This window comes from Nitratidesulfovibrio liaohensis (genome assembly GCF_011682075.1).
GTDB classification, from domain to species: domain Bacteria; phylum Desulfobacterota; class Desulfovibrionia; order Desulfovibrionales; family Desulfovibrionaceae; genus Cupidesulfovibrio; species Cupidesulfovibrio liaohensis.
Window position 1 is genome coordinate 1 of sequence record NZ_VSMK01000655.1, and the last position, 13,270, is coordinate 13,270.

Sequence of the window (13,270 nt, forward strand, 5' to 3'; positions counted from 1 at the left end):
CCCTGCGCGACAACCAGGGCGTGGTGGCCGCCCGCGCCGGGCGCGATGCGGCGGAAGAAGGGCGCAAGTCGGCGCGGGGGGCGTTCGGCCCGGCCGTGTCCACCTCCTACGGCTATGATCGCCTGAACGAGAAGCCCCGCTCCATGTCGCGTGAACTGGACGACGACACCTACACCTGGACCGTGGGCGTCAGTCAGCCGCTGTTCACCGGGTTGCGGCTGCTGTCCACCTACCAGAAGGCCGCGCTGGAAACCGAACGCCAGGCCCTGACGCTGGACAAGTCGCGTCTGGACCTTGTGGTGCAGGTGCAGGAAGCCTTCCTGGCCTACCTGAAGTCGGGCGAGAACGTGCGCAGCGCGCGCGACGCCCTGAACCGTCTGCGTGAACAGGCCAAGGTAACCCGCGCCTTCTACGACGTGGGGCTGCGCCCGCGCCTGGACGTGTTGCAGGCCGAAGTGGACGTGACCAACGCCGAATCGCTGCTGATCACCGCCGAAAACAATCACGCCACCCAGCGCGCCCGGCTGAACACCCTGCTCACCCTGCCCGTGGGCAGCGACACCGACTACGTGGGCACGCTGGTGCCCGTGGGCTTCGACATGACGCTCGAACAGTGTCTGGAACGCGCCTACCGCAACCGGCCCGACGTGCGCATCGCGGGCAAGGCCGTTGAAATCGCGGGCAAGGACGTGCGCATCGCGGACAGCGGGCTGTACCCGCAGGTTTCGGCCAACTTCAACTGGGCCACCGAAGGCGACCACCCCGAAGCCTCGGGCAGCACCCTGAGCCCCACCGGGTTCAGCCAGTGGTCCACGGGGCTCAAGGCCGAGTGGAGCGTCTTCGAGTGGGGCAAGACGTGGTATTCCGGCCAGCAGGCTCGCCAGGTGGAAACCCAGGTCCGCGCCGAAGAGGCCAACCTGCACCACGAGGTGGCCTACGAGGTGCAGTCGCGCCTGCTGACACTGACCGATTCCTCCAAGCGCATCGCGGTGGCCACCAAGGGGCTGACCCAGGCCGAGGAAGCCTACCGCGTGGCCGTGGCCCGCTACCAGGCCCAGGTGGGCACCAACACCGACGTGCTGGACGCTCAGGCCAAGCTGACCGCTGCCGAGGCGGCGCTGACCGGGGCCAAGGCGGAATACCTGGATGCGCTGTCCAAGCTGTGGGCGGCCATGGGCGAGTTGAAGCCTTCCCTTACGGACGGCTAGGGCGCAAAGGGCCGGTGCCGCCGCGAGGCGGGCCGGACAAGCCGCCGATATATGGCACATTTCAGGGCCGCCGGGATTGTCCCGGCGGCCCTGTCGCATGCGCGACGCCGGATTGTCGGCGCGGCGCGCCGTTTTTCCGCGGGGCCTTGACATCTGACCTCATGAACAGTAACCATTACCAATAAACAACGTGAGGTCCACATGACCCAGCAACAGCAGACACGCATGACCAAGCAACGCATGGTCATTCTGGAAGAACTGCGCAACGTGCACAGCCATCCCACGGCGGACGAGGTGTATGGCATGGTCCGGCAGCGCCTGCCGCGCATCAGCCTGGGCACAGTGTACCGCAACCTCGACTTGCTGGCCGAATCGGGTGATATCCTGAAGCTGGAATCGGCCGGGTCGCAGAAGCGCTTCGACGGTAACGTCACCCCCCACCAGCACGTGCGCTGCACCCAGTGCGGTCGGGTGGGCGATGTGATGGACCCCGTGCTCCTGCCCGACATTTCGGGCGCCCGCGCCCCCGGCTTCATCATCCTTTCCGGACGCATCGAGTTCGAAGGGGTGTGCGAGGCCTGCGCTTCGAAGAACTGAGCCGCCGCATCTCCCATCATCCCGAAGGCATGTTCACTCTTGTGCCGAGGGAGTGGGAATTGTACGTTCGCGGCGTGGAGTCGGGGATGGCTCCACGACGCATGGCATCCAACAACATGGTTTGAGCGCACGAACTGCCAATGGCGACGCATCATTCGCGCCCGGAGCAGGTATCGCGGTGGGCTGCATCCATCTGCCCGTTTCCGTACAGTTCGTACCGCGCGCATGCCGACCGGCACGGTCGCACCCCGATCGTCGCACCTGACCAGCACATCACGGTTCCGGCGGCCCCACCCGCGTGCGGGGCACCGCTGACATTTCACGGCGTACGCGGCAGCACGTCCCGACGTCATCAGGCTACCTCCCCATTCACCCGGAACATAACGATAAATCAAGGAGCAGTCATGAAAGCCCTGAAAGGCACCAAGACCGAACGCAACATCCTGACCGCCTTCGCCGGCGAATCGCAGGCCCGCAACCGCTACGACTATTTCGGCGCCCGCGCCAAGAAGGACGGCTTCGTCCAGATTGCCGACATCTTTGCCGAAACCGCCAGCCAGGAAAAGGAACATGCCAAGCGTCTGTTCAAGTTCCTGGAAGGCGGCGAGGTGGAGATAGTGGCTGCCTTTCCGGCGGGCGTCATCGGCGATACCCACGCCAACCTCATCAGCTCGGCGGCGGGCGAAAACCACGAGTACACCGCAATGTACCCCTCGTTCGCGCGCATCGCCCGCGAGGAGGGCTTTGACGAGATCGCCAAGGTGTTCATGAGCATCGCCGTAGCCGAAGAATTCCACGAACGCCGCTTTCTGGGCTTTGCCAAGAACGTCAAGGAAGCCCGCGTGTTCGTGCGTGAATCGTCCGTGGTGTGGCGCTGTCGCAACTGCGGGTTCCTGCACGAGGGCAACGAGGCGCCGCACCTGTGCCCCGCCTGCGCCCACCCGCAGGCCCACTTCGAACTGCTGGGCATCAACTGGTAAATTGTTGGGTCTCGGGCGCAGCGGGCGCGAACCGGCGTGACAGGCACGCCGGAGTCAGTACGGGCCGAACTCCGGGGGGAAGGAGGCACTATGGCCGATCCCAAGGACATGTGGCGTTGCCAGACCGTCAACTGCGGCTATGTCTACGACCCCGACCGGGGCGACCGGAAGGGCAAGGTGCCGCCGGGCGTCCGCTTCGAGGATCTGCCCGACACCTGGCGCTGCCCGGTGTGCGGCGGCACCAAGCGCTGCTTCCGCCCCATGGCCGGACCCGGATCAACCGCGCAGCCGAACTGCGAACTGCCCACGGACAGGTGACGGGGGCAAGGCAAGCGGGCCGATGGTTACTGCGCAAGACAATGAATGAACGAAGGCCCGCCGGGAAATCCCGGCGGGCCTTTTCGTGCATTGCGACCGACAGTTGGGCGGCCTGCGTGGTGGCGGCGGGTGCGCCCGTTTCCGCTATTTGCCCGCCTGCTTGCCCATTTGGCGGGTGGCGAATTCCAGCATCTTGCGCGCCTCGTCGAAGTCCGGCTTCAGTTGCAGCGCGGCCGAGGCGGCCTTGGCCACCTTGTCCCACTTGCGCCAGTCCACGTACAGGCGACCGATGTTGAAGAACAGGTTGGGGTCGCGCCCGGTGTACTGGGCGGCCTTGAAATAGTACTTTTCCGCCACGTCGAACTTGCCCATCTTGCGCAGGGCCATGCCGATGCGGTTGTACAGGTGGACGGATTCCGGACTCTGGTCCAGGGCCTGGGCCAGATAGTCGAAGGCTTCCTCGTACCGGCCCGCCTTCAGGAATCGCTCGCCGATGTCGCCCTTCAGGGCCGGGTCGTCGCTGAATTCCACCACCAGTTGCCGGAACACGCCGTTGGCGGCGTCGTAGTCCTTGTCGTCCAGCAGCTTCTGGCCGCGGTTCAGTTCGGACTGCTTGCGGGCCTCCATGGCCTTGATGTGTTCCTGCGCCTCGTTCACGGCGGCTTCGTTCACCGCCTTGACCAGTTCGCGCACGGTGTCCAGCACCTGGCGTTCCGAACCGGGCTTGTAGTCGATCCGGAGCGGAAAGACCTTGCGCAGTTCCGGGTCGTTGTCGAGGTAGGCGGCGGCGTCGGCCAGCATGCGCTCGAATTCTTCGCGTTCGGCCTTCATCAGCGGGTTTTTCAGCACCAGCACCAGCGCCTCGTGAAAAGACTGGGCGGCAGGCATCACCTTGCCCTGGCGCAGCAGTGAGCGCACCTGGGTAAGCAGTTGTCGTGCCTTGGTGAGGTCGTTGGACATGCATCGCCCCCGGAGTGGCGTGGCGCGTAAAGGGGCAAGGCCCCGTAAGCGAAGGGGCGCGGCGTGCCTGTACCGCGCCCCCCTGAGTCAAATCGTGGAGCTGGTGGCGGTGGCCCCTAGCGGCCCACGGCCTCTCGCACCATGCCCCTGAACCGGGCGAAGAAGTACCGGCTGTCGGTGGGGCCGGGGCTTGCTTCCGGGTGGTGCTGCACGGCCAGGATGGGCCTGGTCTTGTGGGCAAACCCTTCCAGCGTGCCGTCGTTCAGGTTCACATGGGTTATTTCTACGTCGGGCACGCTCTCTATGTCCACGCAGAACCCGTGATTTTGCGAGGATATTTCGATGTGCCCGGTCACCAGGTCCTTGACCGGGTGGTTGCACCCGTGGTGCCCGAACTTCAGCTTGTGGGTGGTGCCGCCAAGGGCGTGTCCCAGCAACTGGTGGCCAAGGCAGATGCCCGCCACCGGCATGCGTTCGGTCATCACGCGGATTTCGCGCACTTCGTCGGTAAGGGTGGCCGGGTCGCCGGGGCCGTTGGACAGGAACACCGCCTCGGCACCGCTGGCCGCCACCTGCATGGCCGTGAACGACGGCGGCACCACCAGCAGGTCGAAGCCCTGGTCGGTGAGCAGGCGCAGGATGTTCCACTTGATGCCGTAGTCGTACACCACCAGGCGCGGGCCGGGGCCGGGCCAGGCGTAGGCGCCGTCTGCGGCCAGTTGCACCGGCTGCGGGCGGGTGCCGTCCCAGCGGTAGGGCGTGGCGGGCGCCACCCTGGTGACCAGATTCTGGCCTTCCATGGTGGGCAGGGCGCGGGCGCGGCGCACCAGTTCGTCGCGGTCGTCCGTCTCTGTGGAGATGATGCCGCGCATGGCGCCGTTGATGCGCAGGTGGCGGGTCAGGGCGCGGGTGTCGATGCCCTCTATGCCCATCACCCCGTGCTGCGCCAGGTAGTCGGGCAGCGACATTTTTGCCCGCCAGTTGGAGGGCGTCTTGCAACATTCCTTGACGATGAAGGCTTCCACATGGACCTTGCCGGATTCCATGTCCTCGGCCGTCACGCCGTAGTTGCCGATGAGAGGGTAGGTCATGCAGACCATCTGCCCGGCGTACGAGGGGTCCGTCAGGACCTCCTGGTAGCCGGTCATCCCGGTATTGAAGATGACCTCGCCGCCCGATTCGCCGTGACCGGTGAACGAGCGCCCCTCAAGCACGAAGCCGTCTTCCAGGGCCAGGAAAGCTCTCATCCTTCGTTCTCCCCAAGCAGGTTGATGATGATGCCGATGTCTTCGGGCCGGTCCACCCCGTGGGTACGGTAGGTTGTGGGCACGACCCGGATGGGAATGCCGTTTTCGAGCAGCCGCAGCTGCTCCAGTTTCTCGCGCCGTTCAAGGGAAGAGGGCGCCAGTTGCGTGAAGGCGCGCAACGCCTCCAGCCGGAAGGCGTACAACCCGACATGACCAAGGTAGGCCGGGCTTCCTTCGCCTTCGTGCGCGCTGCCGTCCCGTGCGAAGGGGATGGCAGCGCGCGAAAAGTACAGTGCGTCGCCGTTGGCCGCCGTGACCACCTTGACCCGGTCGGGGCTGGCGGCTTCCGCCGCGTCGATGGTCATGGCCAGGGTGGTCACGCGCACCCGGTTGCCGTCCCCTGCGGCGGCGAACGGGGCCACCAGCTGGCTGAGCATGCGCGGGTCCAGCGCGGGTTCGTCGCCCTGGATGTTCACCACCACCGTGTCGTCGGGCAGCCCCGCCGTGCCGGACGGTTCCAGGTCCCTGCCCAGCAGGCAGGCCGCCTCGTACACCCGGTCGGTGCCGCTTTCATGGTCGGGCCGGGTCATGACGAAAGGCACATCCAGCCGTTGTGCGGCCTGCGCGATGCGTTCGTCGTCCGTGGCCAGCACCACCTTGCGAAATTCCGGGCAGCGGGCCGCACGCTGGTACACATGCCAGAACATGGGCATGCCCGCGATGTCGGCCAGCGGTTTGCCGGGAAAACGGGACGAGGCGTAGCGTGCGGGAATGATGCCGTAACAGGTGGGGAATGCCGTCATCTCGTCGGGTGGCCCTGCGGCTTGCGGTTGGGGTGCGGAGGCATTGGGGTGATGCTCCGGGCGCGAAACTTACGGACAATAACCGAAAATATCAGGCCGGGAAAGCGTCTTGTGGAAAATGACGCATCAGTCCGGAATGGCTGACGAAAATGTAAAATGGCCGGGGTTCCCGTGTCGCGCCGCCACCCGCCCCGTTCCGCGCTCATGCCCGGGGCGTCCGGCCCGGCGGTTGACCGCTCTCCTCAGGTGTAGCATAACTCCGCTTCTCGCGCGGGCAAGGCCCGCCCCCCTTTTTTGTCGCGCCGCCCCTGTTTTCGTGCCGCGAGCCGTTGCGCGCCCCCTGGCCGCCGCCCGTGCCCGCGCGGGTTCCGTACCCGGTCCGACAGGGCGCTGCACATTCCGGGCATTCCCCATCCCGACGTACATCGGTCATCGCCAGTAGACCGCCAGACCCCTTCAAGGACCATTGCCGTGAGCAGCAGACTGGAACGCGAGGCCGCGCGCCGCCGCACCTTTGCCATCATCAGCCACCCCGACGCGGGCAAGACCACCCTGACCGAAAAGCTGCTGCTGTTCGGCGGGGCCATCCAGATGGCCGGTTCGGTCAAGGCCCGCAAGGCCGCCCGCCACGCCACCTCGGACTGGATGGCCATGGAGCGCGAGCGCGGCATTTCCGTGACCACCTCGGTCATGCAGTTCCCTTACCGCGACAGGGTGGTGAACCTGCTGGACACCCCCGGCCACCAGGATTTTTCGGAAGACACCTACCGCGTGCTCACCGCCGTGGACTCGGCGCTGGTGGTCATCGACGCGGCCAAGGGCGTGGAAGCCCAGACCCGCAAGCTGATGGACGTGTGCCGCATGCGCTCCACCCCGGTCATGACCTTCGTCAACAAGATGGACCGCGAGGCGCTGCACCCGCTGGACGTCATGGCCGACATCGAGCAGCACCTGCAGATCGAGTGCGCCCCCATGACCTGGCCCATCGGCATGGGTTCCAGCTTCAAGGGCACCTACGACCTCCTGCACAAGCAACTGCACCTCTTTTCCGCCACCCACGGCGGGCGCATCCAGTCGGGCATCGTCATCCACGGCGCGGACGACCCGCAACTGGACGAGTACCTGGGCGACCAGGCCGCGCAGTTGCGCATGGACCTGGCCCTGCTGGAAGAGGCGGGCACCCCCTTCGACGAGCAACGCTACCTGAAGGGCGAGCTGACCCCGGTGTTCTTCGGCAGCGCCATCAACAACTTCGGCGTGCGCGAGATGCTGGACATGTTCGTGGAATTCGCGCCCGGCCCGCAGCCCCGCCCCGCCGCCACCCGCGTGGTGGAGCCCGCCGAGGAGGCCTTCACCGGCGTGGTCTTCAAGATACAGGCCAACATGGACAAGGCCCACCGTGACCGCATGGCCTTCCTGCGCATCTGTTCCGGCACGTTCACGCGGGGCATGCGCCTGAAGCACCACCGCACCGGCAAGGACGTGACCGTGGCCAACGCCACCATCTTCATGGCGCAGGACCGCACCGGCGTTGAAGAGGCCTTTCCCGGCGACATCATCGGCATTCCCAACCATGGCACCATCAAGATCGGCGATACCTTCACCGAATCGAAGGAAGTGCTGAAGTTCGTGGGCATTCCCAACTTCGCGCCGGAGCATTTCCGCCGGGTGCGCCTGAAGAACCCGCTGAAGGCCAAGCAGTTGCAGAAGGGGCTGGAGCAGCTGGCCGAGGAAGGCGCGGTGCAGTTGTTCCGCCCGCTGGTGAACAACGATTACATCCTGGGTGCGGTGGGCGTGTTGCAGTTTGACGTGATCGTGGCGCGGCTGGCCGACGAGTACGGCGTGGACGCCGTGTACGAGGGCGTGAGCACGCATACGGCGCGCTGGGTGTACTGCGAGGACAAGAAGATATTCGCGGATTTCCAGGACTATCATCGCGGCGAGCTGGCCGTGGATGCGGAGGGTGCGCTGGCGTATCTGGCGCCCAACCCGTGGCGGCTGGAGTCGGCCATGGAGCGGTATCCGAAGGTTGAATTCCGCACGACGCGCGAGATCAGCTAGGGCGCGCGTGCCGCTTGCCCGCTGGTGGTGCGCGTTGTGGAGGGGTGAGGTCAGCGCGGTGACGCTGCTGGCGGAATTCGTCTTTTGTCGCCGGACGGCGTTGAATCGGTGTTTTTGATGCTCACGTACAAAAGTACGCTGCGCTCAAAAACACCGATTCGCCTTGTCCGGCGAGCAAAACTCGTAAGTCCCTGCATCGTCCCCGCACCAGCCCCCCCGCAGCGGAAGCCCGCTGCGGGATATAAGGAAAAAGAACATAGCGGGATTGGGGAAGAAGAGGCTTACTTCTGGATCGGATGTTCGACTGCTATTGGTGATGCGCCTGACAACGAGCAACGCACGAAGGCCCGGCATATGCCGGGCCTTCGTGCGTTGTGCGAAAAGTGCGGGAAAAGAAAAGGGGAATGCGTGCGGGCCGTTGGTGGCTATGCCGCCCCCGTTGTGCCGTCCGTGCCGTGGCTCGTGGCCCCACGTTTTTCGCGATAGCGTGCCACCTGCCGTTCGATGGCTGCGAACAGGGTCTCGCGGTTCACCGGCTTGGCCACGAAGTCGTCCATGCCCTCTGCCAGGAAGCGGTCGCGGTCGCCCTGCATGGCGTGGGCGGTCAGGGCGATGACCGGCACGTCGGCCCAGGCCGCCCCTTGCGCCGCCGCCTCGCGGATGCGGCGGGTGGCCTCCAGCCCGCTGACCACCGGCATCTGCACGTCCATCAGCACCACATCGAAGGGGGGGCGTTGCATTCCGCCGTCCGCCCTGGGGCCTGCCCCGGCACCCGGTGCGGCTTCCGCTCCGGTATCTGGCCTTCCCTCCTCGGCGGCATTCCTGCCGGTTTCGTGGGGGGGAGCTGTCTCGCCATCGGGGGCGCAGCCCCCGCGCAGGCGGTCCAGGGCCTCCTGCCCGTCGATGGCCAGGTGCACCTCGTAGCCGCGTTCCTGCAGGAAGAAGCTCAGGAATTCGCGGTTCAGGTCGTTGTCTTCCGCCAGCAGCACGCACAGGGGGCGGGCCGCCTCCTGACCGTCCTGTTCCTTCGGCCCGTGATGGCCGCTGGCCGCCTGCGTTCCCTGTATTTCCGGTGTGCCATGTTTCGGAAGCCCCGGAAGTGCCGGGAAATCCGGATGGTCCGCCAGATTCGGGCTGGTCAGGAGCAGGTCCGTGGGGTCGGCGGCGCCCTGCGGCGCGTCCTTGTCGATGGGCAGGGTGAACCAGAACCGGCTGCCCTGGCCGGGCGTGCTGTCCATGCCGATGTCGCCGCCCTGCAAGCGCACGATGTGCCGCGAGATGGCAAGGCCCAGGCCGCTGCCGCTGTGCCGCCGGGTATGCGAGCCATCCGCCTGCGAGAAGCTTTCGAACAGCCGGGGCAGCTTGTCCGCCGTGATGCCGGGGCCGGTGTCGTGCACGGTGAAGCGCAGGCAGCCGCCGGGCCGGGGGCACCGGGCGTTGCGCCGCACGTCCACGTGCACGCTGCCCGTGTCGGTGAACTTCACGGCATTGCCCGCCAGGTTCACCAGCACCTGGCGCAGCCGCAACGGGTCGCCCTGCAACCGGGCGGGTACATCCGCGGCGATGTGCACGGTAAGCGACAGTCCCTTGCGTTCCGCCTGCACGGCCAGAGGCGCCAGCGCATCGCTCACGGCGGCGCGCAGGTCGTACTCCACCTGGTCGAGGCCCAGCCGCCCGGCCTCCATGCGCGAAAAGTCCAGCAGGTCGTTGATCACGTGCAGCAGCCCTTCGGATACGTTGCGGATCATGGAAAGATAGCGGGTCTGTTCGTCATCGCGGTCGGCAGGCGTCGTTTCGTGCAGGCGTGAAAGGGCCACGTCCACGATGCCCAGGATGCCCGAAAGCGGCGTGCGCATCTCGTGGCTGATGTTGGCCACGAACTGGCTCTTGAGTTCGTTGGCGCTTTCGGCTTCTTCCTTGGCCCGTTGCAGGGCCTGTTCCGCCTCGTACAGGCGGTTGATGTCCTGGAAGGCGCCGCGCGCCCGCACCGGCCTGCCGTCCGGCCCGCGCTGCACCACGGCCTTCATCTGGCCCATCATCCGCCGCCCCTTGGCCGTCAGCAGGGGGATGTTGTCCCAGAAGACGGATTCCGGCTCGTCGGCGGGTTGGGTGATCATCCGTTCGAACTGCGCCACGTAGTCCGGGGCGTACATGCGGCAGCCCTCCAGCGGGCGGGGCAGCGGCGTGCCGGGCTCCACCTCGAGCAGGGCGTACAGCCCCTGCGACCAGTAGGTGGCCACGTCGTTGGCGATGTCGAAGTCGAAGCTGCCGATGCCCGCGATGAGTTGCGCCTCCAGCAGCCGGGCTTCGCTGTCGCGCAGGGCCTGCTCCACCTCGTGCAGGCGGGTGATGTCCTGAAAGGTGCCGCGCATGCGTACCGGTGCGCCGTCCGGCCCGCGCTGCACCACGGCCTGCATGTGCGCCACGCCCTTCCGGCCGCTGGCCGTGACGTAGGGCACGGTTTCGGAGTGGGTGGTTTCCGCCGCGGGGTCGCGTGACGCTTGCAGGGTGTCCAACCAGCCGACGCGCTCCGGCGAATGGACGGCGCTGCCGCGCGAGGGCGGCGGCGGGGGCAGGGACGGATCCAGTTCCAGCAGGGCGTACAGGCCGGGCGACCAGTAGTGGGCCCGGTCGTGCACCAGGTCCAGGTCAAAGCTGCCCATGCGCGCGATCTGCTGCGCTTCGTGCAACCGGGCCTCGCTGTTGCGCAGGGCCTGTTCGGCCTCGTACAGGGCGGTGATGTCCTGGAAGGTGCCCCGGATGTGCTCGGGCAGGCCGTCCGCGCCGTGGCGCGCCATCAGGTGCAGGCGGCCGAAACCATGCCGCCCCGTGGCGGTGACGTAAGGGAACGAGCGCAGCACCGTGGTTTCCGGTCTGTCCGCCGGGGTGGCCAGAAATGCCTCGAACCACGTGGCGGCGTCCGGCGCGTGGCGGCGCAAGGCCTTGCCCGGCAACAGCGGGCCGTCGTGCGGGTCCAGGTCCAGCAGGCGGAACAGCCCTGGCGACCAGAACGCCTCGCCGTCGCGCAGGTTGACCGAATAGCTGCCCATGCGGGCGATGAACTGCGCCTCGTTGAGCCGGGCTTCGCTGTCGCGCAGGGCCAGTTCCGCCTCGCGCAGGCTGGTGATGTCCTGAAAGGTGCCCTGGGCGTGCAGGGGCAGACGGTCCGGGCCGCGCGTGACCCGGCAGCGGAACTGCCCCCAGCCCTGCCGCCCCCCCAGGGTGCGGTAGGGAAAGACACGTTGCAGTTCGGTCACCGGCTCGTCCGAAACGATGGCCACGTGTTCGTGGTACCAGCCCAGTTCTTCCGGGGCGTGGAGGGCGAACACCTCTGCGGGGGCCGGGGGCGGCAGCGCGGGATCGTGCCCGAGCATTTCGTACAGCCCGGCGGACCACACGAACGCCCCGGTGTCCATGTGCAGTTCAAAGCTGCCCATGCGGGCGATCTGTTGCGCCTCTTGCAGGCGGGCCTCGCTGTGGCGCAGGGCCAGGCGGGCCTCCTCGCGCTGGGTGATGTCCTGCAACACGGCCATGCACCGGGCGGGCATGCCGGTTTCGCGGTCTTCGTGCAGGGGGCGCAGGCGTACTTCGTGGATGCGCTCGCCCATGGCCATGGTGAAGGTGACCTCGCTACCCGACAGGGCCACCTGCAACTGTTCCTCGAAGGGCAGGGCCACCTGCGGGGGCAGCACATCGGAGGGGGTGGCCCCTTCCAGCCGCTGGCGGGGGAGCATCAGCCCGGCCAGCCCCAGTCCGTCGGCCAGCAGGCAGCGCATGTTCGCGTCAAAGAGCATGATGGCGCCGCCGGGATAGTTTTCGGCCAGGGTGCGGTAGCGGGCTTCGCTGTGGCGCAGCGCGGTCTCCGCCTCCAGCCGCTGGCCGCGCTGGCGGCTGGCCGACCAGGCCAGCAGCGAGACGGCCATGCACAGGGCCAGGGACATGCCCACGTTGGCCACCGTCTGTCTGCGCCATCCGGATAGCACCAGGTCCAGCGGAGTGTGCATGGTCATGCGGAAGGGAAAATTGCGCATCTGGTGCACGGCCACCAGCGCGTCGTCCGTTTCGGCGATGCGTATGCCGGGAATGCTGATGCCCTTGCCGGGCGTGTCGTCAAATGGTGTGCCGTCGAAAGAGGGCGGCGTTTCCGAGGGCAGGGCGGGGCGGTGCGCCGTGTCGGTCCTGTCGGGGGAACGGCGGGGTCCGTCCCCCGGCGCGCCCGGCATATCGGCCGACGCCTTGCCTGGAGCAGCGTCCGGTTCCGTGTCTGGCACCCCATCCGGTTCCGTGTCTGGCCAAGTCCCGCTGGCCGCGGCCACCGAGGTGCGCACGCAGACCGCGTCGGCACCGGGCGGCCACACCACCAGAGGCGAAGCGTCCTCGTCGAGCAGCGCGGAACATTCCGCCTCATCGGGGTCGTAGTCCTGATAGCGGTCGTGGAAGGACACTGGATTGACCAGGGCTGCCAGCACCCCGGCAAAGCTGCCGTCCGGTCCGGAGACGCGGCGGCTCAGCAGCATTCTGGGCGGCATGCTGCGGTGCGGACCCGTGCGCGGCGCTTGCAGCCGCACCAGGTTGAAGTCGCGCAGCAGGTCGCGGTGGGCAGGCAGCACCACGTGGCGCAACAGGGGGGCGGCTGCGGCGGGAAGGGGGCCGGTGGCGATCAGTACGCGACCGTCCGGGGCGAACAGGGCCAGTTCCAGGACATGGGGGCGCAGCAGGTCCAGCCGCTGGCGCAGCATGGTGTCGAGCGCGCGCGGGGTGGGGGGGGCGTGGTCGGGTACGTTGTTGGATATATCGAAGGCCAGGGCCGCCAGCGTGAAGTCCATGGTCTGGAGCAGCCCGCCCACATGTTCGCCCATCAGGCGCAGTTGCCCTTCCAGGCGCAGGCGGGCCATGTCCATTTGGCGTTCGCGTTCGCGCAGCACGTGGGTGGCGCTGGTTGCCACCACCGCCGCCAGCACCACCAGCAGCACCCAGCCGAGCATGCTGTCGCCAAGGCGGCCCGGGGGGATGGGCGGGCGCGTTCCAGCCCCCTGCGCGACGGCGGATTGTTGGCGAGGGGGCAAACCCTCGGGCGGCGGTGGCGCGACAGCGTC

Annotated in this window: 9 protein-coding genes; 5 read left to right on the forward strand and 4 right to left on the reverse strand. The window is 67.2% G+C overall.

What is annotated here, in order from left to right; genetic code table 11:
* From FVW27_RS17195 to FVW27_RS17210, 4 genes are all read left to right on the forward strand, one after another.
* On the forward strand, positions 1-1,208 hold a 1,208-nt coding region (locus FVW27_RS17195; protein WP_167127504.1), incomplete at its 5' end, for a TolC family protein.
* Positions 1,209-1,433: 225 nt separating this feature from the next.
* The gene (locus FVW27_RS17200) at positions 1,434-1,805 is read left to right on the forward strand and encodes a Fur family transcriptional regulator (RefSeq protein ID WP_243838541.1); all 372 of its coding nucleotides are present in this window, start codon (positions 1,434-1,436) and stop codon (positions 1,803-1,805) included.
* A 404-nt stretch (positions 1,806-2,209) separates the two neighbouring features.
* Positions 2,210-2,785 carry a rubrerythrin gene (gene rbr, locus FVW27_RS17205; RefSeq protein WP_167127510.1) on the forward strand — a complete coding sequence of 192 codons (576 nt, stop codon included), beginning with the start codon at positions 2,210-2,212 and terminating at the stop codon, positions 2,783-2,785.
* Positions 2,786-2,875: 90 nt separating this feature from the next.
* The gene (locus FVW27_RS17210) at positions 2,876-3,103 is read left to right on the forward strand and encodes a rubredoxin (protein ID WP_167127513.1); all 228 of its coding nucleotides are present in this window, start codon (positions 2,876-2,878) and stop codon (positions 3,101-3,103) included.
* Positions 3,104-3,247: 144 nt separating this feature from the next.
* Here FVW27_RS17210 and FVW27_RS17215 read toward each other — a convergent pair whose 3' ends face one another.
* The 3 genes from FVW27_RS17215 to kdsB all read right to left on the reverse strand — a co-directional run bounded on the left by FVW27_RS17215 (position 3,248) and on the right by kdsB (position 6,113).
* Positions 3,248-4,063 carry a tetratricopeptide repeat protein gene (locus FVW27_RS17215; protein WP_167127516.1) on the reverse strand — a complete coding sequence of 272 codons (816 nt, stop codon included), beginning with the start codon at positions 4,061-4,063 and terminating at the stop codon, positions 3,248-3,250.
* A gap of 116 nt (positions 4,064-4,179) precedes the next feature.
* Positions 4,180-5,310 carry a glutamine-hydrolyzing carbamoyl-phosphate synthase small subunit gene (carA, locus tag FVW27_RS17220; RefSeq protein ID WP_167127519.1) on the reverse strand — a complete coding sequence of 377 codons (1,131 nt, stop codon included), beginning with the start codon at positions 5,308-5,310 and terminating at the stop codon, positions 4,180-4,182.
* Entirely contained in the window at positions 5,307-6,113 is an 807-nt protein-coding gene (gene kdsB, locus FVW27_RS17225) for a 3-deoxy-manno-octulosonate cytidylyltransferase (protein ID WP_167127522.1), read from the reverse strand. The genes carA and kdsB overlap by 4 nt, the downstream gene beginning before the upstream one ends.
* Positions 6,114-6,584: 471 nt before the next feature.
* Between kdsB and FVW27_RS17230 the strand changes: the two genes are divergently transcribed.
* A complete protein-coding gene (locus FVW27_RS17230) occupies positions 6,585-8,174 on the forward strand; it encodes a peptide chain release factor 3 (protein ID WP_167127525.1) in 1,590 nt (529 codons plus the stop codon).
* A gap of 425 nt (positions 8,175-8,599) precedes the next feature.
* Here FVW27_RS17230 and FVW27_RS17235 read toward each other — a convergent pair whose 3' ends face one another.
* The gene (locus FVW27_RS17235) at positions 8,600-13,159 is read right to left on the reverse strand and encodes an ATP-binding protein (RefSeq protein ID WP_167127528.1); all 4,560 of its coding nucleotides are present in this window, start codon (positions 13,157-13,159) and stop codon (positions 8,600-8,602) included.
* Positions 13,160-13,270: the final 111 nt, after the last annotated feature.